This window comes from Serratia sp. TSA_198.1, assembly GCF_052686505.1.
Genome location: NZ_JBQZFP010000001.1, coordinates 1,764,926 through 1,791,494 on the forward strand (window position 1 = coordinate 1,764,926; position 26,569 = coordinate 1,791,494).

At 55.0% G+C, this 26,569-nt stretch carries 27 protein-coding genes; 17 read left to right on the forward strand and 10 right to left on the reverse strand.

Annotated features, from left to right (window positions below):
* The first annotated feature begins 149 nt into the window (after positions 1-149).
* On the forward strand, positions 150-3,188 hold the full coding sequence (locus ACUTSW_RS08365) for a DUF4214 domain-containing protein (RefSeq protein WP_445584136.1): 3,039 nt from the start codon (positions 150-152) through the stop codon (positions 3,186-3,188).
* 248 nt (positions 3,189-3,436) lie between these two features.
* On the opposite strand, the gene ACUTSW_RS08370 is transcribed toward ACUTSW_RS08365, so the two are convergent.
* Both ACUTSW_RS08370 and ACUTSW_RS08375 read right to left on the reverse strand, forming a co-directional pair.
* A complete protein-coding gene (locus ACUTSW_RS08370) occupies positions 3,437-4,873 on the reverse strand; it encodes a heavy metal sensor histidine kinase (protein ID WP_445584137.1) in 1,437 nt (478 codons plus the stop codon).
* Entirely contained in the window at positions 4,870-5,541 is a 672-nt protein-coding gene (locus ACUTSW_RS08375; protein ID WP_445584138.1) for a heavy metal response regulator transcription factor, read from the reverse strand. The genes ACUTSW_RS08370 and ACUTSW_RS08375 overlap by 4 nt, the downstream gene beginning before the upstream one ends.
* A 140-nt stretch (positions 5,542-5,681) precedes the next feature.
* On the opposite strand from ACUTSW_RS08375, the gene ACUTSW_RS08380 reads away from it, so the two are divergent.
* The 5 genes from ACUTSW_RS08380 to ACUTSW_RS08400 all read left to right on the forward strand — a co-directional run bounded on the left by ACUTSW_RS08380 (position 5,682) and on the right by ACUTSW_RS08400 (position 9,234).
* Entirely contained in the window at positions 5,682-6,308 is a 627-nt protein-coding gene (locus ACUTSW_RS08380; RefSeq protein ID WP_445584139.1) for a hypothetical protein, read from the forward strand.
* A gap of 14 nt (positions 6,309-6,322) precedes the next feature.
* Positions 6,323-6,928, forward strand: a complete 606-nt coding sequence (locus tag ACUTSW_RS08385) for a cytochrome b/b6 domain-containing protein (RefSeq protein WP_445584140.1) — start codon at positions 6,323-6,325, stop codon at positions 6,926-6,928.
* A complete protein-coding gene (locus ACUTSW_RS08390) occupies positions 6,921-7,688 on the forward strand; it encodes a molybdopterin-dependent oxidoreductase (RefSeq protein WP_445584141.1) in 768 nt (255 codons plus the stop codon). Before ACUTSW_RS08385 ends, ACUTSW_RS08390 begins: the two co-directional genes overlap by 8 nt.
* 172 nt (positions 7,689-7,860) lie before the next feature.
* Positions 7,861-8,637 (forward strand): HPr family phosphocarrier protein, encoded by a 777-nt coding sequence (locus ACUTSW_RS08395; protein WP_445584142.1) that lies wholly within the window; start codon positions 7,861-7,863, stop codon positions 8,635-8,637.
* A 66-nt stretch (positions 8,638-8,703) separates the two neighbouring features.
* Positions 8,704-9,234: a GNAT family N-acetyltransferase gene (locus ACUTSW_RS08400; protein WP_445584143.1), complete on the forward strand. Its 531-nt coding sequence runs from the start codon at positions 8,704-8,706 to the stop codon at positions 9,232-9,234.
* A 9-nt stretch (positions 9,235-9,243) separates the two neighbouring features.
* Here the strand turns inward: ACUTSW_RS08400 and ACUTSW_RS08405 are convergent, their stop codons facing one another.
* On the reverse strand, positions 9,244-10,119 hold the full coding sequence (locus ACUTSW_RS08405; RefSeq protein ID WP_445584144.1) for a LysR family transcriptional regulator: 876 nt from the start codon (positions 10,117-10,119) through the stop codon (positions 9,244-9,246).
* 93 nt (positions 10,120-10,212) lie between these two features.
* Between ACUTSW_RS08405 and ACUTSW_RS08410 the strand changes: the two genes are divergently transcribed.
* Complete coding sequence (locus ACUTSW_RS08410; protein ID WP_020438724.1) at positions 10,213-11,196, forward strand: nitrilase family protein; 984 nt, start codon at positions 10,213-10,215, stop codon at positions 11,194-11,196.
* 97 nt (positions 11,197-11,293) lie between these two features.
* Here the strand turns inward: ACUTSW_RS08410 and ompX are convergent, their stop codons facing one another.
* Positions 11,294-11,812 carry an outer membrane protein OmpX gene (gene ompX, locus ACUTSW_RS08415; protein WP_013812125.1) on the reverse strand — a complete coding sequence of 173 codons (519 nt, stop codon included), beginning with the start codon at positions 11,810-11,812 and terminating at the stop codon, positions 11,294-11,296.
* A gap of 399 nt (positions 11,813-12,211) precedes the next feature.
* Here ompX and rhtA point away from each other — a divergent pair, with 399 nt between their 5' ends.
* A complete protein-coding gene (rhtA, locus tag ACUTSW_RS08420; protein WP_004942245.1) occupies positions 12,212-13,099 on the forward strand; it encodes a threonine/homoserine exporter RhtA in 888 nt (295 codons plus the stop codon).
* Positions 13,100-13,241: 142 nt separating this feature from the next.
* A complete protein-coding gene (nanQ, locus tag ACUTSW_RS08425; protein WP_445584145.1) occupies positions 13,242-13,739 on the forward strand; it encodes an N-acetylneuraminate anomerase in 498 nt (165 codons plus the stop codon).
* Here nanQ and ACUTSW_RS08430 read toward each other — a convergent pair.
* Positions 13,714-14,253 (reverse strand): shikimate kinase, encoded by a 540-nt coding sequence (locus ACUTSW_RS08430; protein WP_445584146.1) that lies wholly within the window; start codon positions 14,251-14,253, stop codon positions 13,714-13,716. The two genes, nanQ and ACUTSW_RS08430, sit on opposite strands and share 26 nt — an antisense overlap.
* A gap of 396 nt (positions 14,254-14,649) precedes the next feature.
* Between ACUTSW_RS08430 and dps the strand changes: the two genes are divergently transcribed.
* The 5 genes from dps to glnQ all read left to right on the forward strand — a co-directional run bounded on the left by dps (position 14,650) and on the right by glnQ (position 18,208).
* Positions 14,650-15,153 carry a DNA starvation/stationary phase protection protein Dps gene (gene dps, locus ACUTSW_RS08435; RefSeq protein WP_006324338.1) on the forward strand — a complete coding sequence of 168 codons (504 nt, stop codon included), beginning with the start codon at positions 14,650-14,652 and terminating at the stop codon, positions 15,151-15,153.
* A gap of 189 nt (positions 15,154-15,342) precedes the next feature.
* Positions 15,343-15,609: a DksA/TraR family C4-type zinc finger protein gene (locus ACUTSW_RS08440; protein ID WP_073440563.1), complete on the forward strand. Its 267-nt coding sequence runs from the start codon at positions 15,343-15,345 to the stop codon at positions 15,607-15,609.
* Positions 15,610-15,980: 371 nt separating this feature from the next.
* A complete protein-coding gene (glnH, locus tag ACUTSW_RS08445; protein ID WP_006324335.1) occupies positions 15,981-16,724 on the forward strand; it encodes a glutamine ABC transporter substrate-binding protein GlnH in 744 nt (247 codons plus the stop codon).
* Between the two features lie 105 nt (positions 16,725-16,829).
* Positions 16,830-17,489, forward strand: a complete 660-nt coding sequence (gene glnP, locus ACUTSW_RS08450; RefSeq protein WP_004942232.1) for a glutamine ABC transporter permease GlnP — start codon at positions 16,830-16,832, stop codon at positions 17,487-17,489.
* Positions 17,486-18,208, forward strand: coding sequence for a glutamine ABC transporter ATP-binding protein GlnQ (gene glnQ, locus ACUTSW_RS08455; RefSeq protein WP_004942230.1), 723 nt, complete (start codon positions 17,486-17,488; stop codon positions 18,206-18,208). Before glnP ends, glnQ begins: the two co-directional genes overlap by 4 nt.
* A gap of 185 nt (positions 18,209-18,393) precedes the next feature.
* Here glnQ and rlmF read toward each other — a convergent pair whose 3' ends face one another.
* A complete protein-coding gene (gene rlmF, locus ACUTSW_RS08460) occupies positions 18,394-19,359 on the reverse strand; it encodes a 23S rRNA (adenine(1618)-N(6))-methyltransferase RlmF (RefSeq protein ID WP_062870171.1) in 966 nt (321 codons plus the stop codon).
* A gap of 120 nt (positions 19,360-19,479) precedes the next feature.
* Between rlmF and ACUTSW_RS08465 the strand changes: the two genes are divergently transcribed.
* Positions 19,480-20,118, forward strand: a complete 639-nt coding sequence (locus ACUTSW_RS08465) for a flavin reductase family protein (protein WP_004942223.1) — start codon at positions 19,480-19,482, stop codon at positions 20,116-20,118.
* A 169-nt stretch (positions 20,119-20,287) separates the two neighbouring features.
* Positions 20,288-20,548, forward strand: a complete 261-nt coding sequence (gene bhsA / locus ACUTSW_RS08470) for a multiple stress resistance protein BhsA (RefSeq protein ID WP_004942221.1) — start codon at positions 20,288-20,290, stop codon at positions 20,546-20,548.
* A gap of 65 nt (positions 20,549-20,613) precedes the next feature.
* Here bhsA and ACUTSW_RS08475 read toward each other — a convergent pair whose 3' ends face one another.
* From ACUTSW_RS08475 to ACUTSW_RS08490, 4 genes are read right to left on the reverse strand one after another with little or no spacing between them, the layout of a single operon-like run.
* Complete coding sequence (locus ACUTSW_RS08475) at positions 20,614-22,470, reverse strand: M3 family metallopeptidase (RefSeq protein ID WP_445584147.1); 1,857 nt, start codon at positions 22,468-22,470, stop codon at positions 20,614-20,616.
* 49 nt (positions 22,471-22,519) lie between these two features.
* Positions 22,520-23,479, reverse strand: a complete 960-nt coding sequence (gene ybiB / locus ACUTSW_RS08480) for a DNA-binding protein YbiB (protein ID WP_445584148.1) — start codon at positions 23,477-23,479, stop codon at positions 22,520-22,522.
* A gap of 40 nt (positions 23,480-23,519) precedes the next feature.
* Positions 23,520-24,152, reverse strand: a complete 633-nt coding sequence (locus ACUTSW_RS08485) for an FMN-binding negative transcriptional regulator (protein WP_445584149.1) — start codon at positions 24,150-24,152, stop codon at positions 23,520-23,522.
* A 60-nt stretch (positions 24,153-24,212) separates the two neighbouring features.
* Positions 24,213-25,634 carry an MFS transporter gene (locus tag ACUTSW_RS08490; protein ID WP_445584150.1) on the reverse strand — a complete coding sequence of 474 codons (1,422 nt, stop codon included), beginning with the start codon at positions 25,632-25,634 and terminating at the stop codon, positions 24,213-24,215.
* A gap of 97 nt (positions 25,635-25,731) precedes the next feature.
* Between ACUTSW_RS08490 and ACUTSW_RS08495 the strand changes: the two genes are divergently transcribed.
* Positions 25,732-26,568, forward strand: a complete 837-nt coding sequence (locus tag ACUTSW_RS08495) for a helix-turn-helix transcriptional regulator (protein ID WP_063201512.1) — start codon at positions 25,732-25,734, stop codon at positions 26,566-26,568.
* Position 26,569: the final 1 nt, after the last annotated feature.

The following is a 26,569-nucleotide window of genomic DNA, read 5'->3' on the forward strand; positions in this document are numbered from 1 at the left end:
ACCATGCTTTTTAATGCTCAAAAACGGATGCTTCATCTAATATTAATTTCAGATTTGGTGCCTTACCAATTAGTTCAACATAAAATAATATTCATTTAAATAGTTACCTTCACTTCATTAAACCAATAAAATCTAAGGAAATCAAAATAATGGCAACCTTAATCTCTGAACAACAAATTGGTGCCGTCTTTTACGCCATCATCCGAAAAAGTCCAACCGAAAAACAACTAAAGATGTACGCAGATGCTTTTGAAAGCCGCGGTATCATAGCGATTAAAGAGTTAGTCTCGACACTGATCCGTTCTGACGAAGCAATAGCTCTATACGGTAACAAGAAAAAGTTCGATATAATGTCCGAAGTATTCGTTACAGCACATGGGAGGAATTTTGGCGAGGTTGAATTCAAACTGTGGCTTAACGAAGCGGCTAAGCCGATTGAAGTAAACCTATTCCGAATTATAGACGAACTCATCAGCAATAAAGCACCTTGGCCACAACTGAATGATGACTGGACGCAGAGTGGCGAGCTAAATTACCCAGTACAACGCGTCACCGATAGGGAACATTTAATCGATAAGGGCCATGATAATCTGTTCCCAGGGTCATCCACAAGCGGCACTCCAGGCAGTGGCGTGACAGACATTCAAGGAATATTCCATATATTAGGTGCAGGACTCACCCAGGATGTTACCGATTTTTGGGTGGTGCATCTCAATAATGGAACCAAAACGTTGTTGCAAGCGACGGAGAAATTCATCGCCGATCGTGCTTATCTTAGTAACGTTATGGATAATACTTTTATTAATCGCTTGTTTGATAAAGGATTTGAACGTGCTCCGTCCCAAGATGAATTGAATAAATACCTGGGTTTACTTTCTTCGGGCTCATCACGGGCTGAGGTTGCAATAAAAATCCTGCAATCACTGCGTGATAGTACCAATGAACAAGACCAGCTTGCACAACAACATTTGTTGGCCGCCAGTCACGATTATGCCCCTGGCGAGTTACCTGCCCTGGCCTATCAAGAACAGATCGCCGCACTTTATCTTGCCGCTGCGGGGCGCGGTATAAATGCGCAAGCGTTATTCGGCTATAGTCGTGAGTTAGCCGCAGGTAAAAGTTATGAAGAAATGGTAAAACTATTACTCAATTCTTCTGAATTTACTCGCTACTCAAGCCATCTTAATGGCGAGCCTTTCGTGCAAAAAATATACAAATCAGTCTATGGTGTCGAGGCTGATAACGATACGGTACAGCGACTTTTAGCTTACGGCAGTAAAGAGAGCATTACCTCACACATTATTAATGACCTGCTAAAAACAGATCCCACTTCAAATGATGAATTCCAAGATCAGTTTCAGTTTTTATTTAAAATTGCATATAGCTTAGGATTTAAAAATAATGCTGTCCTCACCAACACGGATGAGGGAACGCCAAGAGGAAATATTAACTCCGGTGTTGATCATATTCTCAGTAACACTGAACTGGCTATTCTTGAGAAAATAACTATCAATCTTATTTCTTCACATAATATTGACCTTACCTACGCTGCTAATGTTAAAGATATCACTATCACTGGCAATAGTGAAGGCATGATAAAAATTTCTGACCATCTACAAAATGAATTCACAAAAATAACTATCAATGGTCATATACTTGATCTGCATACCGGGGGTGCAGGAGAAATCATTTACATCAACAAAACCGTAGATATTGCTTCTTCCCCATCGAAATACACCCTGGGAGGAGGAGATGACTTCCTCGCATGGGAAGGTAATAACGCTTCAGCAGCAGGAAATAAAATAAGTAAAAACATTACTGCAGATGGTGGTGATGGTAATAACAAGTTATCAGCTAATTTTATCACTTTCTGGACTGAAACAACCATTCGTAAAGGCCTTAATGGCAACCCAGATACTAAAGAAGTGAAATACTCAAGTAATTTAGACCAATTTAAAAACTTTTCACTCATTGATTTAGCAGGTTACATTGGGCAAGTTTCAGGAATTACCTATACGGTGAATACAGATGGTAGCATTACGCGGACCATTGACAATGTAAAAAATAATACTTTCGACTACGGTTTATTCTTGGATAATGCTTCTATAATATCAGGAGGGAACGTCAACGACATCGGAAAGTCTGGTTTCTCCATTACAAATGCAAATGATTTCAAAGCAACTGCAGGCTGGATTAATGTAATTAACATCAATCAGGCCGCAGCCAACATATATATCAACAACCGAAGTCAAATTAATCATAACAACCAAGAATATCGATTTAATGTTAAGGACGATGTTACTCATTTTAACTTATTCACCAATCAAAAAGTAGCTAATGACCAACAAAAAGAATACGCCGAACTTCATGAGGGAGAAGTAATATCAAACTACGCGGGCACTTTTTTATTTACGGGAAATAACCTAACAGAAATAAATGTAGACACAACAGGCTCTTCAGAAGACAAAACTGCAGTGTCGTTAAAATTGCAAAGCACCAAGATTGATACTATAAATATTTCTGGGGATAATCTCATCGCACTTAGCGTTGACTTCTCGTCATCTTTAAGTAATAACGACTTCGTTGTTAATGCTTCAGATGCTGCGGGAATAAACTTCTTTCTAGCTGATTCGGTAACTAAAAAAATTACTGTTATTGGTGGACATAGTGAAAACTCGTTTAAAATACTCGACTCCAACAACGCACCTGTCAACAATAATGGAAGTATCAAATTTATCGGAGGGAATGGCTCAGACTTTATAGATATTGATACTGGTATAACAGCTACGGGAGGAGGAGGCATTGATTTATTTAACATTGTTCGGCCTGGTAAAGGAGAACATACGCTTTATGATTTTAACAAGGATGAAGATGTAATAGGTTTAAAAAACATGGATATCTATATCTCTAATAAAAAGGCGGGTGAAAAAGTTCCGCTCACAGAACATATCAGCGGTGGAAACTCACTGGCCGATTATGGTTACATTGAGAATTTATACAACCCTAATACGCCATTGGCACTAACCAAAAAGATTGGTGTTGTTTCAACCCTTGACGACCATCTTGAAAAAAACACTTTCTTCGTTGTCGATCTTAATAACAATGGTGTGTATGACACGACTGATTCATTGATAAAAGTCACTGGACAACCGGATACCCAACAGTTAGCTGAAACACTGTTCTATTAATTACAATACATTGCTTAGGGCTATTTTATGTAGCCCTAAGTAATAAATTTATTTTATAATATGCCTGAAGTATTTATGGGGGAGTTATTTAAGGAATTTATTATGTAATAATTAAGGCTCCGCCAACGAATAAGAAACTTAAAAACCGGAAAGGTCCTGCAACGTATTTTACTGCTGCACAACGGCAATGTTCAGTCGTTTGATCGACCGTAGAGCGGTGCCTGCCTCCGCGCCTCACCCCCACTGCGCTAGCTTTGCAAATCCTCTTGAAGGAGAAATATCAGGCTAAAGGTGATGCGCGCCGAGGGTTCACCGGCGATGCACTCGGCACGAACCTCGCCGCCGTGCAGCGTCATGATGGCGCGCACGATCGATAACCCCAGACCGCTGGCATGGCTGCTGGCGCTGCGGGCAGCATCGGCACGGTAAAAACGGTCGAACAGCTTGTCCAGGTGCGCCGGTGAAATGGGCCGCCCTTGATTGACCACCTGGATCACTACCCTTCCCTTCGGCTGACTGAGCGCCTGCAACCTTATCTGGCTGTTTTCGTCGGCATAACGCACCGCATTGGCGACCAGATTGCTCAACGCACGCTGAAACAGCATCGCATCCGCCATCAGTTGCCCCTCGCCCCGGCAAACTAAAGTGATGCCCCGCTCTTCCGCCAGGCCTTCGAAATAGTCCGCCACCCGCTGAAGCTCCTGCGCTATATCCATTCGGCTACAGTTCAGCACCGCCTGCGCTTCCCCGGCGCGCGCCAGGAACAGAATATTTTCCACCATGCGCGAAATGCGCTCCAGCTCGTCCATATTGTTCGACAACAGGGTTTCATACTCTTCCACGCTGCGCGGCTGATACAGCGCCACCTGGCAATGGCCCATCAACGCGCCCACCGGGGTGCGGATTTCATGCGCCAGATCGGCGGAGAACTGTGTCAGACGTTGATAGCCGTCATTCAGCCGATCGAGCATGGCGTTAAACGAACGGGTCAGTTGTCGCAGCTCCTTCGGTGCCCCCTGCTCACTCAGCCGAGTCGACAGCGTATTCGGCGTGATCACCGCCGCCTGCGCCGCCATGCGCCACAGCGGCTGTAACCCACGACGCATCACCCAATAGCCCAGCAGCGCGATCAGTAAAAACGCCACAGCCACCGCAGCGACGATCCGCCACAGATAGCGCGCCAGCATCTTCTGTTCATTGACCATCACGTGAGCCGCCGAGATCTGCAGAAGGTTGCCGTCATCCAGTTTCACCAGCGCCGATGCGACACGCAGCGGCACGCCCTGAGCCGTTTCCCCACTGCTCACCGCACTCAGAAGCTGAGGCGTGTCAACCGGCGTTGGCGTTATGGGCGGCAGCGTCAACCTGGCCGGATTAACGTTGATTAAGGGTTTTTGACCCGGTTGCTGAAAAATCAAAACGTCCTGTTCATTGCCCAGCATGTTTTCAAACAGGCCGGTGTTGGCCACCAACCGGTCGAGCGGAAAGCGCTGGCTAAGCAAATGGCGAAAATACTCCACCCGGCCGGTAACCTGAAAATCGCTGCGGGTGGTCATCTCCTGACGCATCGCGCCATACAGATACCAGCCTGCGCCGCTGACCACCAGCGCCGCCACCAGCGCAAACAGCATGGCGCTGCGTAACGTCAGCGACAGGGTGTGCCAGCGTTGGGCCAGCACGTTCATGAGCGCGGCTCGCAGACATAACCGATGCCGCGCACGGTATGAATCAGCTTGATAGCGAACGGTCGGTCAATCTTGGCACGCAGGCGTTTGATCGCCACATCCACCACGTTGGTATCGCTGTCAAAATTCATGTCCCAAACCTGCGAGGCGATCAGGGTGCGCGACAGCACCTCTCCTTCGCGCCGCACCAACAGGTGCAACAGCATAAACTCCTTATTGGTCAGCGGGATCACCACATCCTGCCGCACCGCCTTGCGGCGCAATACGTCGAGTTGCAGATCGGCAAGGCTGTAGTGATCGGCTTCACGCACCGTACCGCGCCGCAGCAGCGTGCGGATACGCAACACCAGTTCAGTGAAGGAAAAGGGTTTGATCAAATAATCCTCGGCCCCCAGTTCCAGGCCATGAATGCGATCCTGCACCCCGTCACGCGCAGTCAGAAACAGGATCGGCACGTCGCTTTTCTTGCGCAGCACTTCCACTATCTGCCAGCCGTCCAGCCCCGGCAGCATCACGTCGAGCACGATGGCGTCATAACCGTGCTCCAGCGCCCGGAACAGCCCGTCAGTGCCGTTACGCGTCAGATCGACGCTGTACCCCGCCTCTCCCAACCCTTTTTTCAGGTAATCACCCGTGCTGATGTCGTCTTCAATCACCAATATCCGCATTGTCGCCACCTCGTTGCATCTGTGGAAATACTAGCAGTTTCGGCTGACATTCTTGATGACATTAATGTCATCAAACGGACATGGTGCTGTCCCTGTTGTTCGACCATGCTTAACCGGCAACCCATACAAAGGAGAAGATTATGATTACCCGTCATCGTTTTGCCGGTTTACTGCTGTCCACCCTGATGCTGTGCAGCGGCATTGCCGCCGCCGCCCCGGCACCGGGAAAAGTCATTGCTCCACTGCGTGGCACTATCGCTCAAGTCAGCGACAGCAGCCTGCAGCTCACCGACCGTAAAGGGGAAAAGGTCAGCGTAAAAATCAACGATCAAACCAAGGTACTGAGCGTATCCAAGGGCACGCTGGACGATATCAAGCCGGACAGCTTTATCGGCACCGCCGCCGTACCGCAAGCGGATGGCACCTTGAAAGCGCTGGAAGTGCACGTGTTCGCCGCCAGCCTGCGCGGCACCGGCGAGGGCCACTCGGCCTGGGAATCTGCCGACGGTAAGGTAGACACCATGACCAACGGCACCGTCGGCAAGCTGGTGAAATCCAACGGCCGCACTCTGACCGTGACCTACGGTAACCAGCAGAAAACCGTCACCGTGCCGGAAGACGTGCCGATCGTCACCCTGGATCCCGGCGATCGCAGCCTGTTGAAACCGGGCGCGCACATTGTGCTGTTCTCCGCCACTGACGAGAAAGGCGAACGCGTCGCCACCCGCATCTCCGCTGGCAAAGACGGCACCGTTCCGCCAATGTGACCCAGGAAAAAACGATGAAAACCAACGCGCCGCGGCCGGTGCATCGCTGGCCGGTCCGGATCACCCATTGGGTTAACCTGTTCGCCATGGTTTGCATGTTCATGAGCGGCTGGGAAATCTACAACGCCTCACCGCTGTTCGGCTTCCGCTTTCCGCCACAGATGACGCTCGGCGGCTGGCTGGGCGGCGCGATTGGCTGGCATCTGGCGGTCATGTGGCTGCTGGCGTTTAACGCGCTGTGCTACCTGTTGTGGAGCCTGTTCAGCGGCCATTTCCGGCGCGATCTGCTGCCGCTCAGCGCCAAGGTGCTGCGGCGCGAAATCGGGCAGGCGCTAACGCTGCGGCTGCAGCATCACCATGGCCGCTATAACGCCATTCAAAAGCTGATGTACCTGGGCGTGCTGGCGCTGGGGCTGCTGCTGGTGCTCTCCGGACTGGCCATCTGGAAACCCGTGCAGTTGCAAGGCTTGGTAGGCCTGTTTGGCGGGTTTGACACCGCGCGCTACGTGCATTTTTTCGCCATGTCCGCCATTGGGTTATTTGTGGTGATTCACTTGCTAATGGTGATTATCGTGCCGCGCACGCTATGGGCAATGATTACGGGTGGCAAACATGAATGATAAACAACGGCGCCCTTCGACACCGGCGTTGGAACCGGACCAGAAAAAACAGCTGGTCAATCTGCAACGTCGCCTGATGCTGCGCTCCGGCCTGACGCTGGGCGGCATCGCCATGCTGACCGGCTGCAACATGCAAGACGGCGATCAAGTGGATAAAGTGCTGTGGGCCATGTCGCGCTGGAACGATCGGGTACAGGCCTGGCTGTTCAGCGGCCAGCGGCTGGCGCAAACCTATCGGCCGGATCAGATTACCCACCCCTTCCCGTTCAACGCGTTTTACCCCGAGTACAACGTACCGGAGGTGGATCTCGCCAGCTATCGGCTGGAAATTTCCGGCAAGGTGGAGAAAACCGCCCCCTGGACGCTGGAACAGCTGCAACGCCTGCCGCAACAGAGCCAGATAACCCGGCTGATCTGCATCGAGGGCTGGAGCGCCATCGGGCAATGGGGCGGCGTACCGCTGCGCAGCTTCCTGCAGCATGTCGGGGCGGATCTGAATGCCCGTTACGTCGGTTTTAAATGCGCGGATCGTTATTACTCCAGCATAGATATGGCCACCGCACTGCACCCGCAGACCCTCCTGGCGCTGGATTTCGGCGGTAAGGCGTTGCCGGTGGACTACGGCTATCCGCTGCGGTTGCGGGTGCCCACCAAGCTGGGCTTCAAGAACGCCAAGCATATCGCCGCCATTTTTGTCAGCGATACCAATCCCGGCGGCTACTGGGAAGATCAAGGCTATAACTGGTTTAGCGGGATCTAGTTTTCTGCGCAGTACTGCGCAGAACCCACGCTGCCGGCTGGAAAAGAGCGTTAACCCTCGCCAGGTTTTTTTCTATTTAAACCTCATTTTCTGATATCCACCTGCAAAATCATTTCTGCACCCCGATGCTGCCCTGTACCATGAAGAAATTGCCGGATTACGGAGCTGGAACATGCCTAAATTTGCTGCCAATTTATCGATGATGTTTAACGATCTGCCGTTTCTGGAGCGGTTCGAAGCCGCCGCAGGCGCAGGGTTCAAGGCGGTGGAGTTTCTGTTCCCCTATGAATATCCAGCCGAACTGCTGGCGGAACAGCTGCGGCGTCATGATCTGCAACAGGTGCTGTTCAATACCCCTCCGGGCAATGTTGTAGCCGGTGAATGGGGTTTGGCCGCCGTCCCCGGCCGCGAACAGGATGCGCGCGCCGATATCGAATGCGCGTTGGCCTACGCCATCGCCCTGAATTGCCCCTGCGTGCACGTGATGGCCGGATTGGTCCCGCCGGGAGCCGACTGGCAGCGCTATCGCGAGACCTTTATCGGCAATATCCGCTATGCCGCAGAGACCTTCGCCGCACACGGCATCAAGGTTTTGATCGAAGCCCTCAGCCCACAGGTGAAACCCCACTATCTGTTCTCCAGCCAACACCAGGCCGCGCAATTGGTCGAGGCTATCGATCGCCCGAACGTTTTCATGCAGTTTGATTTTTTCCATGCTCAGTTGGTTGATGGCAATATCAGCGGCCTGATGACCTCGCTGGCCGGGCGCTACGCCCATATTCAGATCGCATCAGTGCCAGATCGTCATGAGCCGAACGACGGCGAACTTAATTATCCGTGGCTGTTCGCACAGTTGGACAACATAGGTTATCAGGGTTGGATCGGCTGTGAATACAAACCTCGCGGCGAAACCGCAGCCGGGCTTGGCTGGATAAAGCCTTACCTCTAATGGCTGGCGACGTCACTTCTCTGGCATACTCGCTACACCGTTTTTCGCTCTGTGCAGGAAAAAATAATGCCGCTTATCACCACCGCACCGCCGTTGCTGACCGATCGTTTACGCCTGGATGCGCATAGGCTTGACGATTTTGAATCGCTGGCCGCCATGTGGGCCGATCCTGAAATTGTCCGCTATATCGGCGGTACTCCGAGGGATCGTGAAGATTCCTGGGGCCGACTGATGCGGTACGTTGGTCACTGGACGCTATTAGGGTACGGCTACTGGGCGGTACGCGATAAAATCAGCGGCGCTTACCTCGGCGGCATCGGTTTTTCCGATTTCCAGCGCGCTATTATCCCGGCACTCGACGCCCCCGAGATGGGCTGGACATTGATAACGGCGGCGCAGGGCAAAGGGTATGCCACCGAAGCCTTGCAGGCAGCGCTGGCCTGGGGGAAGGAACACTTACCCAGCGATAAGGCGGTGTGTATTATCTCGCCGGAGAACCAGCCTTCGCTGGCATTGGCGAAAAAAGTCGGCTTTAGCGAAAGCCACCGAAGCGAATACCACCAGAATCCGATTGTGGTGATGCGCTGCCCCTTATGAACGCAGGCTTTAAGGCGCCTGCACCGTCGCCAGCGCAACCTGAATAAAATTATCCCGCAACGCGTCGGGCTGCTGCGGATTCCAGGCAATTCCGACCTGCCATTCGGTCGCGTCACCGCTTAACGGCAAGATATCGATGCCCGTAGGCACAATATGGGTGACGCTGTGCGGCAACAGAGCCACGCCAATGCCTGCGGCGACCAGCGCCAGCAGCGTCTGGATGTCGCCGGCCTGCTGCACGACATTCGGCGTCAATTGATGCGCGGCAATAAAGCGCAGCGATTGATCGCTCAGACCGCGCCCGCGTTTGGGCGTCAGTTGCAACAGCGGCAAGGTGTTAAATCGCGCCATCAGGGTTTCCGCCCGCAGCGCCAGCGCCGATGGCGCCGCCAACACCAGCCGATCGCTCAGCAACGCTGTGGCCCGCAGCGGCGCACTGACCGGCAACCGCACAAATCCCACCTGCAATTCTCCCTGCAATAACAACTGATATTGCCGCTCCGAAGGCAGATCCTCCAACCCCACGGCCACCGCCGGAAAACGTTGGCGGAAGGCGGCGACCAACTGCGGCGCCAAATGGAAACTGGACAGGCCAAACCCGAGCGCCAGCCGCCCCTCAGCCCCTTGCACCACCCGCAGAGCATGCTGCTGAAACTGCAAATGTCGGTCGACCAACGTCTGGGCTTCGGGATACAACCGCTGCCCGCTGGCGGTAAGCTGAGCGCCCTGACGGCCACGGTTAAACAGCCGGGTCCCCAGCAGTGTTTCCAGCGCCTGTATCTGTTTGCTCAACGCCGGCTGAGTAATGCACAACCGCTCCGCGGCCAGACGATAATTGCCCTGCTCGGCCAGCACCACGAAAGCGCGCAGTTGTTTTATATCCATTCCACCAAGTTATCGATATAGGAATTTAATTGATTATACAGTAATCAATACGCCTGCTGTAATCAACGCCAGATAACAGCCAAAGGTAACCTTATGACAACGTCTCTGCGCGCCGCGACGGTGCAATTTCAGCATCGCGCCAATGATAAAAACTACAACCTGTCGGTAATGGAGGGCTTTATCGCCCGCGCCGCCGCCGAACAGATCCAGGTATTAACCTTTCCGGAAATGTGCATTACCGGCTACTGGCACGTGCGGCACCTCAGCGCCGGCGAGATTGGCGCCCTGGCGGAACCTATCGCCGACAGCCCTTCTCTGGCGCGCATTCGTCCACTGGCGGAACGCTATAACATGGCAATCGGTGTCGGGTTGATTGAGCTGGGCGAGGATGGCAACTATTACAACGCCTACGCCGTATGCCTGCCCGACGGTAACCTTCACGTTCACCGTAAACTGCACGCCTTTGAACATGAGGCGATAGCCAGCGGCGACAGCTTTACCGTGTTCGATACTCCCTGGGGAGTGCGGATGGGCGTTCTGATTTGCTGGGACAATAATCTGGTGGAAAACGTGCGCGCAACCACACTGCTGGGAGCGGACGTGCTGTTGGCACCGCACCAGACAGGTGGCACCCACTCGCGCAGCCCCCACGGCATGAAACCAATCCCGCTGGCGCTGTGGCAGCAGCGTGCGGAAAATCCGCAGGCGATAGAGGCGGCATTCCGCGGCGAACACGGGCGCGGCTGGCTGATGCGCTGGCTACCGGCACGTGCCCATGACAATGGCCTGTTTATTCTGTTCAGCAACGGCGTGGGGCGCGATGACGACGAAGTGCGTACCGGCAACGCGATGATCCTCGATCCCTATGGTCGTATCCTGGCGGAAACCTGGGCTGCGGAAGATCAAATGGTCATCGCCGACCTCGATCTGTCGCTGATCCCGCTCAGCACCGGGCGTCGCTGGATCCACGGTCGTCGGCCGGCGTTATATGGCATCCTCACGGAACCTCAGGGTTACGAGCGCGATGCCCGCAGCGCCCGCTTCTCATCGCAACCGGCGCAAAAACTGGGTAAATAACGCTGAATTTCAGGCAAAAAAAATCCGCCCGAAGGCGGATTTTTATCCGGTACGGCCAACTGCGCCGTACGCTCACGCCCGCAGGCATGGAGAAATCTTAGAAACGGTAGCCTACGCCAACCATCCAGGTGCCAACGTCAACACTGCGGATGCGGCTCTGCTCGTAACCTACGTCCAGAGCAACTTCCTGGATTGGGTTGAATTGCAGACCAGCGCCGTAAGTGAAGCCGTAGTCGCTGCTGCCGTTACGATCGGTGCCGTTCTGTGCATTATCAATGTTTTTGCCGTAGCCAACACCGATCACACCGTAGATGCTTGCCCAGTCATTGAAGCGGTAAGCTGGACCGGCAGTGATAGAGTTGTACTGCGCTTTGTTGTAGTAACCGCCCTGAGAGCCGTCCTTTTCCAGATGGGTAAAGGAACCGATCACGCCCAGTGGGTTGTTGTCGAACTCGTAACGGTACTTCAGGTTGAAACCGTCGGCTTTGTTGGCAACGCCTTGGAAGTCACCCTGCGCATAGCCAGCGGATACGGTGCTCTGACCAGCGAATGCGGTACCTGCGGTTACTGCTAATACACAGGCTGCTACTGCGGAAAGACATGCAATTTTTTTCATAACCACCTCAAACGCGTTATATTTTTAAGTAAATCCATTTGTTCATGCATTGAAAATATAGCAAAAATTAGCGTGAAACTCTGCCTTAAAATGAGTGTCTAACGCTTTATATCGTGTAACATAAGATTTCAAGAACAGTATATCTACTTCTTTTCGCTCTATTTTCGAGCCGCATTCTACTCGTTTGTGTGACAAGAATCACCTATTTAATATCCAGACAATTCCGAAATAAATGCGCACTTTTTGACCATTTGCACTTGTTTTGCGTCTGAAGCCGGTGGCTTTTACCGTTTCGTACGCTTTTCGCAGACACATTTACCCCATTTCATTTACACTGCCCTCATCCAAATTTCGACTGTCTTCCCAAGGCTGTGGAAGGCGAACAAAAGGCTCATAAGGATGTCTGCGTCTACACCCGCTAAAGCGCCTTCCGCGCTGCTGCCCATCTGTTTGTTAATCATCGCCATGGTATCGATCCAGGGCGGCGCCTCGCTGGCCAAAAGCCTGTTTCCGCTGGTCGGCGCGGAAGGGATCACCACGCTGCGTCTGAGCATCGGCACGCTGATTCTGTTTATTATCTTCCGCCCGTGGCGCATGCGCTTCGCCGCCGGCAGCCGCTTGCCGCTGTTGGTCTACGGCCTGGCGTTGGGCGCCATGAATTACCTGTTCTACCTTTCGCTGCGCACCCTGCCGCTCGGCATCGCCGTGGCGCTGGAATTCACCGGCCCGCTGGCGGTCGCCATGTTTTCCTCACGCCGTGCGATAGACTTTTTATGGGTGGTGCTGGCACTGGTCGGATTGTGGTTCCTGTTGCCACTGGGTCATGACATGGGCAGTATCGATCCTTTCGGTGCAGCCTGTGCGCTGGGCGCCGGCGCCTGCTGGGCGGTCTATATTATTTTTGGCCAGAAGGCCGGCGGCGATCACGGGCCGGGAACGGTGGCAGTCGGTTCCCTGATAGCCGCTTTGGTGTTCTGCCCGATTGGCGCCTGGCAAGCCGGCAGCGTATTGCTTAATGTCGATATTCTGCCCACCGCGCTGGCGGTAGCGATCCTGTCGACCGCGCTCCCATATTCGCTGGAGATCATCGCGCTGCCGAAAATCCCGGCGCGCACCTTCGGCACTCTGATGAGCCTGGAGCCGGCAATGGCGGCGCTTTCGGGCATGCTGTTCCTTAATGAGCACCTGACCCTGGTGCAATGGCTGGCTCTGGCAGCGATTATCGCGGCATCGATGGGCTCGACTCTGACCATCAAATCCAAACCGCAAATCGAAAAACTGTCTTGATAATCTGATACGCCCGCATGGCTAAAGCGGAATGCTGGCGGGTTAACTGTTTTCGTACCGACAAACGGGCATACTTTTTCCCGAAACAACCAACGTTTTTATGGAACCCAACCCGGCAGGGTTGATCACATGGAGAACCAAAGTGATTTATAACACTCTGTTTAACCCACGCTACGGCCGTGGAATGTCGTCAGTACTGATTAAGGCCCTTACTGCTCTGCGTCAATACGATCTGCCCGAGCTGGCGCTGGGGCGGCATGAAATCGACGGCGAGAAGCTCTTTATGGAGGTAATGACGCTGACAACCGGGCCAGCGCAGGCCAATCGCGCCGAACTGCATCAGGAATATGCCGCTATTCATCTGTTAATTAGCGGCGAGGAACGCATTGATTACGGGTTGCCGGGCGATTGGCAAAGCGAACAGCCCTACGACGAAACGCGGGATCTGCAACTGTTGGATATCATCCGCCATCGCCAGACGCTGCAAATGTTTCCCGGCATGTACGCTATCTTCTTGCCCTATGAACCGCATCAACCCGGATGTCAGTTGAATGCCCCAACGGTTATCAAGAAAGCCGTGGTGAAGGTGCATTACAGCCTGCTGTTGCCGCCGATTACTCCTGAGGTAAAGAACGAATAAACGTCAGGGTCTGCCCGGGTGAACGCAGCCGAATAAAGCGGATATGTGCATACCGGGCGTTATTCATATCATCAAGGTAGTTGGCCCGGTTTTTACGGTAGGTTTTGAGGGTCCACAGAATTATCGAATCGCGGCTGAAAAAAGAACGGCGAAAGCTCTCGCGGTTGCCGGTGCCGGGCCACAATTCAGTGCGGGCCCAGGCTCGCGTAGCCGCACGGCGCACAGCCTGAAACAGCGTGCGGCAGAACCCGTAGTCCACCCACACGACCCAATCGACCTCACGCCACTTGATCGATTTGGTTCGTGTGTAATTGCCGTCCAGCACCCAGCCGCCGTCCGCATCGCCCAGCACCTGTGCGAGACGGGCCAAAAACTCATCATCCGGCGTGCCTTGCCAATCCTGCCGCCAAAATAGCTTATCCAGCTCGATATAAGGCACTGAAAATCTTTCCGCCAACTGGCGCGCCACCGTGCTTTTGCCACTGCCGCTGGTTCCAACTACGTTAATTTTCATAGGTTCGCAGGCGATAAAAATGAGGGGTAGATATCCTAACGCTCCATTATCGGGCTATCAACCTGAATTAACAGCCAATTAACATAACGACACAGTAAGGGCCGCCCTAAAAATATATCACTCTGGACAATAAATTTATTACGAGAAGTATCTCCGCGTTTTTATTATTATCTTTAATCGTTAAAAACTTATGAATGAAGATTTTAAAATCATTAAAATTCATTACCTTAAAAAACAATAAAGCAAAGTTATCGCACTGCAATTTTCAAGGGAAAATTCCCATTCGTTATTGCCTATTTATCCAATAGCCATTTTCACGCTGCAGGAATGAATATGGCTGCTATAATTATCCCCGTGACAAAAATAGGACAACGACCCACAAAGAGGATATCTGATATGAGTACCGCTAAACTGGTGAAAACGAAATCTTCTGATCTGCTTTACACCCGTAATGACATGGACGAAAAAACGAAGCTGGCCGCGATCAAAGCCCTGAACCATCAGGTGGTGCAGTTTATTGACCTGTCGTTGATCACCAAACAGGCGCACTGGAACATGCGTGGCGCCAATTTTATTGCCGTTCATGAAATGCTGGACGGGTTCCGCACCGCGATCACCGATCATCAGGATACTTTTGCCGAGCGCGTAGTGCAGTTGGGCGGCGTGGCGCTGGGTACCGTGCAGGTGGTTAACGATAAAACCCCGCTGAAAAGCTATCCAACCAACATCCACAGCGTGCAGGAACATCTGAAAGCGCTGGCGGATCGTTATGGCGCAGTAGCGAACGACATTCGCAAGGCCATCTCCGAAGTGGAAGATGAAGACACTGCCGACATGTTCACTGCAGCATCACGCGATCTGGACAAATTCCTGTGGTTTATCGAATCCAATATTGAATAAACCCGGGTAAGGGCTATCCCCCCACCCCGCATCGCGGGGTTTAAACAGGCTGCGGACTTTATCCCGGCCTGTTTTTCTTTTTACGCCGCTTGAATTGCTCAAAAAAACGCCCATAGTGGACTTAATCAGGCAGCGATTGGCCGCGTTACGTACAGAGGAATACGGCGAAGACACCAAAGTGAGGTCACCATGGCAAACGGCTGGGCGGCGGATGGCGCCGTACAGGATCAGATCGACTCCACCGTTGATGACGCTGTACAGCGTGCACGGCATGCGTTGGGTCAAGGTGAGAGCGAGCATTATTGCCAGGAGTGCGGCGAAGAAATTCCGCTGGCGCGTCGGCAAGCGTTAAAAGGCGTGCGTTATTGCCTGGTCTGCCAAACCGAACTGGACAAAAAACAAACTGACAGCGGCTTATATAACCGACGCGGAAGTAAAGACAGCCAGTTGCGTTAAGAGGGTGACTGGTTAAGGGCGCCAGGTTCCGCGACCATTTCCCGTACTTATCGAACATTCCTGCACCATATGCAACAACGATGCATCATGAAAGTTAGAGTTAGTTATCAATATTGAAGCGAAACTGTTAACTATCGGTTGTTTCACCCCCATTATTTGGTTAATGATAGGCCAGTGCACCAATGCGGGACCAAAAGCACCATTTTGGGGCCTCAATTTGGTGCACAACAATAATAATACGCCTTCAAAGCACAACATTGCATCACAACTCTTTGTTTTTATAGTAGTTGCAAACATGGCACGATTTTTTCATGGCACCAACTGCAATATAAAAAATGGGTAATCCGCAACCTGTACAGGAAATTCCTCACATGAAGTCAATTTTCAAAGTCTCCCTGGCCGCACTTTCGCTGGCTTTTGCCGTAAGCTCCCACGCAGCAGACAAACTGGTCGTCGCAACCGATACCGCATTCGTTCCCTTTGAATTCAAGCAAGGCGACAAATACGTTGGCTTCGATATCGACCTGTGGGCCGCGATCGCTAAAGAACTGAAACTGGATTACACCCTGAAACCTATGGATTTCAGCGGCATCATCCCGGCGTTGCAAACTAAAAACATCGATTTGGCGCTGGCGGGTATCACCATCACCGAAGAACGTAAAAAAGCCATCGAGTTTTCCGACGGTTACTACAAAAGCGGTCTGTTGGTAATGGTGAATGCCAACGACGATAGCGTAAAAAGCGTGAAGGATCTGGACGGTAAAGTGGTGGCGGTGAAGAGCGGCACCGGCTCGGTGGATTACGCCAAGCAAAACATCAAAACCAAAGATCTGCGTCAGTTCCCGAACATCGATAACGCCTATATGGAACTGGGCACCAAGCGCGCTGACGCGGTACTGCACGACACGCCAAATATCCTGTACTTCATTAAAACTGCAGGCGCAGGCAAGTTCAAAACTGTCGGTGAATCACTGGAAGCCCAGCAATACGGCATCGCCTTCCCGAAAGGCAGTGACGAGCTGCGCGTGAAGGTGAACGGCGCGCTGAAAACGCTGCGCGACAACGGCACCTACAACGAAATCTACAAAAAATGGTTCGGTACTGAGCCTAAATAACGGGTGAAGTCAGCCACTGTTTAACTTGAGCACGGGGGTTGTGCCTTAGCCCCTGCGCTTTGTTGTATCTGATTCCCAGCATTGGGATCATCGGGAGAAAATACCATGCAGTTCGACTGGAGCGCCATCTGGCCCGCCATCCCCATTCTGTTAGAGGGCGCCAAAATGACCCTGTGGATTTCGGTCCTCGGTCTGATTGGCGGCCTGATCATCGGCCTTGTCGCCGGCTTTGCCCGTACCTACGGCGGTTGGCTTGCCAACCATGCCGCTCTGGTATTCATTGAAGTTATCCGCGGTACGCCGATCGTGGTCCAGGTGATGTTTATCTACTTCGCCCTGCCAATGGCGTTCAGCGATTTACGCATAGACCCGTTCAGCGCGGCGGTGGTCACCATCATGATCAACTCCGGCGCCTACATTGCGGAAATTACCCGTGGTGCGGTGTTGTCGATCCACAACGGATTCCGCGAGGCGGGGCTGGCGTTGGGTCTGTCACGCCGTGAAACCATCCGCTACGTCATTATGCCGCTGGCGCTGCGCCGCATGCTGCCACCGCTGGGTAACCAGTGGATCATCAGCATTAAAGACACTTCGCTGTTCATCGTGATCGGCGTGGCGGAACTGACCCGTCAGGGCCAGGAAATTATTGCCGGTAACTTCCGTGCGCTGGAAATCTGGAGCGCCGTAGCGGTTATCTATCTGATCATCACCCTAGTGCTGAGCTTCGTTCTGCGTCGTCTGGAAAGAAGGATGAAAATCCTGTGATTGAATTTAAAAACGTCTCCAAGCATTTTGGCCAAACCCAAGTGCTGCACAATATCGACCTGCAAATTAACCAGGGTGAAGTGGTGGTGATTATCGGGCCTTCCGGCTCCGGCAAGTCCACGCTGCTGCGCTGCATCAACAAACTGGAAGAGATCACCAGCGGCGATCTGTTCGTCGATGGTCTGAAAGCCAACGATCCCAAGGTCGACGATCGCCTGATCCGTCAGGAAGCCGGCATGGTGTTCCAACAGTTTTACCTGTTCCCGCACCTGACGGCGCTGGAAAACGTCGCCTTTGGCCCGATCCGTGTACGCGGTCTGAAAAAGTCGGAAGCGGAAAAGCTGGCACGTGAGCTGTTGGCCAAAGTGGGCCTGGCGGAACGCGCGCATCACTACCCTTCCGAACTGTCCGGTGGCCAGCAGCAGCGCGTGGCCATCGCCCGTGCGCTGGCGGTAAAACCGAAAATGATGCTGTTCGACGAACCTACGTCGGCGCTTGACCCGGAACTTCGTCACGAAGTGCTGAAGGTTATGCAAGATCTGGCTGAAGAAGGCATGACCATGGTGATCGTGACCCACGAAGTCGGCTTTGCCGAAAAAGTGGCGTCGCGTCTGATCTTCATCGACAAGGGCCGTATAGCCGAAGACGGCAACCCGCACGATCTGATCAACTCGCCGCCAAGCCCGCGTCTGCAAGAGTTCTTGCAGCACGTCTCCTGATTTACCCAGCTCAACGGCGGGCGCGTTCTGCGTCCGCCGTTTCCAACGATTCTTTCTTGGAAAGTGATCAATGCCTCGCCGCTTGGCGTCATTGATCCCTCGTGGGCACACGAGCTGCGGCAGTAGAATTGAAAGGAAAATGCGAAGTTTTATTGGCGCCGGTTAGCTGGCCAGCGCCTGAGGAATTAACGCCAGCGTTCTGCCGCCCAGGCAGCCTGCTGCTCGGCGTCATGGAAGGTCCAGGCCACGAAACGGCTGATCTTTTGCCCCTGCGCCATCTCGATGGTGCGTACTTCCACCGCCCCCGCCAACTTCAGCGCATGGTAAATACTTGGCAGAGTAGTATTTTTGGATATAAGCGAGGTAAACCACAGGCAGTTCTGCGCCTTGCCGACGCTCTCCTCCACCATCTTGCGCACGAAGGCTTCTTCACCGCCTTCACACCACAGTTCGTTATTCTTGCCGCCGAAGTTCTGTATCGGCTTGTCGGCCACTTCGCCTTTGCCCAGCTTGTGCAGTTTAAGGCGGGTACTGGCGCGCGCTTCCTGTTCTGAACCGTGGAACGGCGGGTTGCACAGCGTGGCGTCAAACTTCTCCGCCACGCCGATAATGCCGTTAAGGATAAGCTCCGGCTGTTTTTGCAAACGCAGACGCACGCTGTTTCTCAGCGTCGGGTTCATCTCTACGATCATCTTGGCCGAATTGAGCGATACCGGGTCGATCTCCGAACCGGTAAACCGCCAACCGTACTCACGCAGGCCGACGATCGGATAAATGCAGTTGGCGCCAATACCCACATCGAGGATAGCCACGCCTTTACCGCGCGGGATCTCGCCACCGTTGCTGGTGGCCAGCAGATCCGCCAGATGGTGCAGGTAATCGGCTCGCCCAGGGATCGGCGGGCAAAGGTAGTCGGCGGGAATATCCCAGTGTTCGATACCATAAAAATGTTGCAGCAAGGCACGGTTGAGCATTTTAACCGCCGCCGGATCGGCGAAATCTACCGAGATATCGCCCCAGGCATTCGGTTTGACGAACGGCTCCAACGCCGGGCAACTGGCGATCAGCGCCGGAAAATCATAGCGTGAGCGATGACGGTTGCGCGGGTGCAGGCCGCTTTTCTGCTGCGGGAAGGTTTTCTTTTTTTCCACCGTGACGGGCTCTCTTTAAAGGCATTTCTGGCGCGTAAGATACCATAAAGCGACGCCAAACTTGCAGCCGACGAGAAACCCGTCAAAATAAAAGCTCGGTTTATCCACACCAGGTCGTTTATGAGCAGTGAGTCCCGTTATTACTATGAGCCCGCCGCAGGCCACGGTCTGCCGCACGATCCGCTGAACGCCATCGTCGGTCCACGCCCCATCGGTTGGATCTCCTCGGTCGGCGCCAACGGCCAACGCAATTTGGCGCCTTACAGTTTCTTTAACTGTTTCAATTACCGCCCGCCCATCATCGGCTTTGCCAGCACCGGCTGGAAAGACAGCGTGGCGAACATCGTGGAAACCGGAGAGTTTGTCTGGAACCTGGCGACACGCCCGCTCGCCGAGGCCATGAACAACAGTTCCGCCAGCCTGGCGCGTGGCGAAGATGAATTTGCCTTTGCCGGCGTAACGCCGCTGCCTGGTCGGCGCGTGAAGGCCGAGCGCGTAGCGGAAAGCCCGGTCAACTTTGAATGCCGCCTGACGCAGTGCATTCAGTTGCAAAGCGCCGCCGGCGAGAAGGTGGAAACCTGGCTGGTGCTGGGTGAAGTGGTCGCGGTGCATATCGACCCCGCGTTGCTGGACGAGCATGGCGTTTATCAAACCGCCGCAGCCGAACCTATCCTGCGCGCCGGCGGGCCGAGCGCCTACTATGGCATTTCGGAACAACACCGTTTCGATCTGCTGCGCCCGGATGCCCTGAAGCGCTGAACAAGCCCCCTCGTTCTCCCTCGGGAGAACGAGGGGGAAATTAATGATCAAAAAATCTGAAAAAGATTATCAATACTCTCCGATTTCATCCTGCCTGTCACTGCGTAATAATCACTCCATCGAAAGGCAACTCCCTTTCTCCCTTACAAAATTGACAGGAATGACTCTCATGAAAAACATCAAAACTTTTGCTGCTGCTATCGCTCTGGCTACCGTATCTTTCACTTCTTTTGCCGCTGAACACGTCAGCGCACAAGACGCCGCCCAGTTCGAAAAAGCCGGTGTGATCACCGCCAGCGGCGCTACCGACCTGAGCAGCCTGAAAGCTCAGTTGGCGGCCAAAGCCGATGCGGCCGGCGCCAAAGCCTTTACCATTACTTCTACCAGCGGTAATAACCTGATGCATGCCACTGCGGTCATCTACAACTAATCATTTGTTTCAGATAAAAAAAGCCCGCCGATACGCGCTATCGGCGGGCTTTTTTCAATGGGTTGTCAGCCCAGGCGAGCGTTAATCGCCGCAGCGAAATCACGGCACATCTGCTCGTCGCCCCCGGCGTTATCCGCCAGCACCTTATCGCCATCCACCACCCGGATATGCGCCGCCAGGTCGAAATCCGCCGCCGGCTGCGGCCGGGCGGCAGCATCGGCAATGGTCTGCCGCGCCTCCTGCCATGCCTGCACTACCGTCTGGTTACAGGCCTGCGCCAGGTAATCCGGGTTAAAACCTTCGCCGGTCAGGCTGCGCAGCGTATCGTCGTGGCTGACGCCGTTGCCCGGTAACCAGTAGTGGCGAGCCAGATCCGGGCCAATCGCCGGGTTGTCTGTCAGATAACCGTCGCGTTGCAGGAAAAATTGTCGCGTCTGCTCGACCGCCATCAACGCCAGCAGATAGCCCTGATAGGAACAAGCCGACTCCAATGACAACAGATGCGGGATCGCCAGCGTCGGGCGCGGGCTGCCGCTGATACCCAATATTTTGCTTTCTACCTCGCGCGCCAACGCGGTAATCGCCTCAGGCGTGCGTTGTTCATCCTCCCACTGGTACAGCGCCCATTCAAAGTAAGGCACCAGCAAGATATGACGCTCGTTGAAGGCCCGCATCGGTTGGCGCGCAGCGATACTGGCCTCAATCAGCGCATCCGGCACCGGTTCGCCGGCGGCGTTCTTCGCATAACGTTTCAGCCAATCGGCATCGTCCAGCAGGCTGTCGCAAAACATCGACTGGGTTTCGGCATAGGCCATTGACGTCGGCGGAAACTCCTGCGAGAAACAGGGTGCATTCTGACAAATATTGGCGAAGTGCGCGGCGTGGCCGCCCTCGTGGAACAGGGTGTTCAGGCCATGAGCGCCGCTGCCTACCTGATCCGGCTGCGCCAGGCTGGTAAAGTTAATCCGCGCCGGCAGCCATTTGCCCTGCTGGATAAACGGCGGCACCGGCCCGTGCATAAAACCGTTTTCATACTTGCCTGGGCGCACCAGCAGATCGAGATCCATCTGCGCGCCGCGAAAACCGATGTGCAGCCGTTTGAAACTGTTGATCCAACGTTCCAGCGACTGAGCAAACGGGAAATAGGGATCCAGTTGGCGGGTCACGTCACCGGCGCTGGCAAAACGCAGGTTCCAGGGTTCCAGCGCCTGCGCGCCCTTCTCCGCCGCCAGTTGTTGCAAGCTGCGTGCATTGGCCTCCCGGGTCTGCTGCTCGAAACGATCGAGGATGGCGAACAGCTGTTCCGGCGTCATGCGCTCGGTTTTGTTCACCTTATAGTCGAAATAGTTGCGAAACCCCATCTGGCGCGCAAAGCGGTTGCGCAGGCTAATCAGCTCCGGCAGGCCGTTGTGCAACAGCCACTGTTCCAGCTCGCGCAGCGCGTCTTGCGAGCTGCGGCGGCAGTCTTCGTTTTCATTGGTGGCCTGATTGGTCAACAACTCGCCGAGCGAAGCATTGACCCGTTGCCCTGCGGCATTCAGGTGGCTGACCGGGTTGGCCTTGCGCCGGGTATAAAGGTCCGCTTCGGCGCTGATGATCTGATCCAGCAACGTTTGCGCCTGCGCATCTTCAATCGCGTTGCAGTCAAAGAAACGCAGCCAACCGTTCAGCCCGTGTTGCAGCGCATCACGCTGCGCATCCTGCGGCAGGATCTCCAGCCCGGCCAGCAGCCGGCGAATTTCAGCCAGCCGACGCGGTTCACCGATAAAACGCTTGTAGGCGCTTTCCGCCGCCGAGAAGCGCGCCGAAACCTCATCACCGCCCGTGCCCATATAGTTCTGCCAGAACAGATCTTCTTTGGCGCGGTGAACGTCGAGGTAGTCCTGATTCAATTGATTGAAGTAATCGAGAGCCTGTTGCATAACCATCCTTTCGGCCAATATGCGTGATGTTCCAGTATAGCCAAGGGATTTACGCGCTGCGTAAACGCGCCAACCCTTGCTCCAGGCTGTCAACTTCACCGGCAGCCAGCAGACAGCAGGCAATCTGGCGCTGGATCGCCAGCGGAATAGCCACCTCCCCCGCCAGGCAACGTTCGGTCCAGCGCGCGGTGGTTTCGGCATCCTTCGCCGCCGGCAGCTCTGGCGTCTCGTCCTGTGCCGGCCGCTCCAACAGCACCTGCTGCTCACCGTCGACGATGTAATGGATCTGCGGGCAGCGCTGCGGGTTGGCGTAGGCTTCCCCTTCGGTACCGTGCATCAGCAGCCCGCGGGCGCCAATCTGGCGAAAGAAGGATGCCACGCGGCCGACATATTCCGGGTGCGACACGCTGGCGATGCGCAGCACATCCTGCTCGGCGAAGGGCGTCGCCAGTTTGGCCAGCGTATGGGCGCTGTTACGCACCCCCATGCGCCAGCGCAGGCCAAGCTGCCTGTCCAGCGGGGCGGATAAAGCATTGACCGGGATAAATACCGTTTCGCCGTTGTCCAGACGTTGCTGGGCATGGGCGGCATCTTGCGACCAGGGCAGGCCCAGCGCACGGAAGGTTTCCGCGCTGGTGACGCGGGTGCTGTCATCCAGCACGCCGTGTACCACCACCGGCAGGCCGACGCGCGCCAGCAACAACGCCAGCAGCGGCGTCAGATTAGCCTGTTTGCGCGCGCCGTTGTAACTGGGCAACACCACCGGCATCGGTCGCCCCTGCGGCGCCTGCAGGCGCATCACCTGCTGTTGCATCGCCTGGTAAAAGCCCAGCATTTCCTCTTCGGCTTCCCCTTTAATGCGCATGGCGATCAGAATGCCGCCCAACTCCAGTTCACCCACCTCGTCGGCCAGCATCTTCTGATAAAGCTGGAAGGCGGTTTCCCGGTCCAGATCGCGTGCGTGGTTCTTCCCACGGCCTATTTCTTTGATAATTTTGGTGTAATCCATCGCCTGTACGTCCCCTGATTCAGTCTGGGATTAGCATACCCTATCCACGCCGCCGCTCAACCTCATCCGCCAACCGCTGCTGGTCGGCATTACCCGCGCGCAGTCCGGCGATCACGCCGTCGACGTCATCAGGGCTACGGTTCTGGCTCATCTTCCATTTGCCCTCGCGCCGGGTCACGGCGATTTCGATACCGACAATGCCCTTGATCTGCGCGGCGATATAATTCGCCGGGGCATCGTCAATCCCCCAGGGTTCAGGCTGCCGCCCTTCCTGCAACGCCGTTAACCCTGCCAGTTGCCGGCGCAACCAGCCCGCATCTTCGGTTACCGTCGGTACGCCGTATAGCTGCACCAGACTGTAATTCCAGGTCGGTACCGCCTTGCCGGTCTGGCGTTTGATTTCGTACCAGCCCGGCGAGATATAGCCATCAACGCCCTGAAACACCACCAGACATTCCTGCACCGCCAGTAACCCTTGCCAGTGGTGATTGGCGCGTGACAGGTGCGCCCGCAAGCAGATGTTTCCCTGCTCGTCGGCATCAATCAAAAACGGCAACGGATCCGCCACCAGCCCTTGCTCACCCTGGCTGATCAACATGCCCAGCGGGTTGGCGCGCACCAGCGCAATTTGGGCTTCCAGGTCATCTTCACGGAATGAGGCAGGTTGATACATGCGTTTGGCTCCTTTGACATCAAGTAGAAGCCACCAGCAATAACACCCGCCGGCGGTTTGCTAAAGAGCCAGTTTAGGCTGTTGTTGGATGATCCACCTCAGCAACACAAAGGCCACCCCCATCGCCGACAGGTTGTAGATCATGGCGCCGGCAAATGCCTGCCCATAGCGATCCGCTCCGCCGCCCGCAGCCAACAGCGGGACAAAAAACGCGCCGCTGGCGGCGATGCCCAGTGCGCCGCCTACCTGCTGCACGGTGGAAATCACCCCGGCGGCCATGCCCGCCTGCTGTTCCTTTACCAGCCCAAGCACCAGATTAAGCAGCGGCGTCATGCTCAATGCCTGTCCAAACCCCAGGATCACCAACCCCGGCAGCAGCCAGAGTGGCGCCGCCAACGCCGTTCCCCACAGCACCTGTGCCATCAGCCACGCCATCCCGGCGGCGTAGACTGCCACACCACCGGCCAAAACGCCGTTGCCCCAGCGCTGCACCAGCGTTGGCGCCAGAAACGAGGCCAGCATAAAGGCCACGCTGGCGGGCGCGAACAGGCTGCCCGCCTGAAACGGCGTCAGGCCAATCCCCGCCTGCAGCAACAGCGCAAAACACAGGAAGAACGAGGAAGCGGTAGAGTAAATGGCCAATACCACCGCGACCCCAAGGCCAAAGCTTCCCTGCCGGAACAGTGCAGGATCGAGTACCGCATCTCCGGTATGCAGCGCCAATCGGCGCTCCCAGCGCACAAAAACCCAGAGTACCAGCACCGCCATTGCCAGCGCGGGCCACACCCACCAGGGCCAGCCGCGCGACGGCCCTTCCAGCAAGGGCACTAACAGCAACAACAAGCCCGCTGCGGCCAGCAGCAGGCCGACGCCATCCAGCCGCTGCGCCTGCTCGAGGCGCGATTCGGGAATGCGCCGCGCCGCCAGCAAAGCCAGCGCGCCAATCGGCAGGTTGATCAGGAAAATCATGCGCCAGCCACTGCCGAAAATATCAGCCTCAATAATGAACCCACCGAGGATCTGACCGAAAATCGCCGCCAGCCCCAGCGTCATGCCCAGCCAGGCAAAGGCGCGCCGCCGCTGTTGCGGGCCATACAACACGCGCAGCAGCGCATAAATCTGCGGGAACAGCAGCGCCGCCGCCGCCCCTTGCAGAAAACGCGCCGCGATCAGCATGCCGAGCGACGTAGCCATGCCGCACAGCGCCGAAGTCAGGGTAAAGCCCAGCATGCCCAGGCTGAACATCCGGCGACGGCCAAAACGATCGCCCAAACGCCCGCCGGCTATCAACAACACGCCGAAAGCCAGCTCATAGCCGGCGATAATCAGCCCCACGCCGGCAAAATCGGCGGCGAACTGCTGCTGGACAACCGGCGCCGCCACGTTCACGACAAACAGGTCAAACACCGTCACGAATCCGCCCAACAACAACACCGGCAACCCAGGCAAGCCCCGATCGCCGCAAGATAATGACTGTTCCATAACACCTCCGAGATTAGGATGGCGGCAGTATGGAACATGTCTTAAACTGTTACTATATAGCCATTTATACTATTACTGAAAACAACAGGACAGCCGTATGCCGCCACGTACCCTCAATCGAACCCGTCAGGATCTGGCGGACTTTCTGCGTCAGAAGCGCGAGAAACTGTCGCCGCAGGCTGTCGGCTTGCCGAGCGGTAACCGACGCCGTACGCCGGGGCTGCGGCGCGAAGAGGTTGCGGCGTTAGCGGGCGTGGGCCTCACCTGGTACACCTGGCTGGAACAAGGGCGGGAAATCAACGCTTCGGTGGATTTTCTGGAAAATCTGGCGCGGGTGCTAAAGCTGGATGCGACCGCGCGATACCATCTGTTTTTGCTGGCGCATCAGCGCCCGCCGGTACCGGTCGGCCATCAGTGGTGCCAGGTTTCACCGCTGGTGCGCCGCCTACTGGACGACCTGCAGTTGCGCCCGGCTTACGTGATGAACCTGAGTTGGGACATCATCGCCTGGAATCCGGCGGCGGAAAGGCTGTTCGCCATCGGCGAGCGTCCGGCGGAGCAGCGCAACATGCTGTGGATGCTGTTCGCCGATCCGCAGCTCAACCAACGGCTGGTGGAGTGGCAGGCGCAGGCGCCGCAAATCCTCGCCAGCTTTCGCCGCGACTATGCCCGCGCGCCCGATGACGCCACCATGCAGCAACGGATACAGGCGCTGGAGCAGGTATCGCCGCAGTTCCGCCAGCTGTGGCAGCAGCATGACATTCACGGCCGTTGCCAGGGGCAACGCACCTTTAACGTGCCGGGGGCCGGTCAGGTGACCTTTGAACACGCGTCGTTTATCGTCGATGAGGAAAATCATTTGCGGCTGGTGATGTACAGCGCGCTGGCGCAATGCCCGGCCAGCGCGGCGTTTGAGGCGTTGTTGCAGGCGTGAA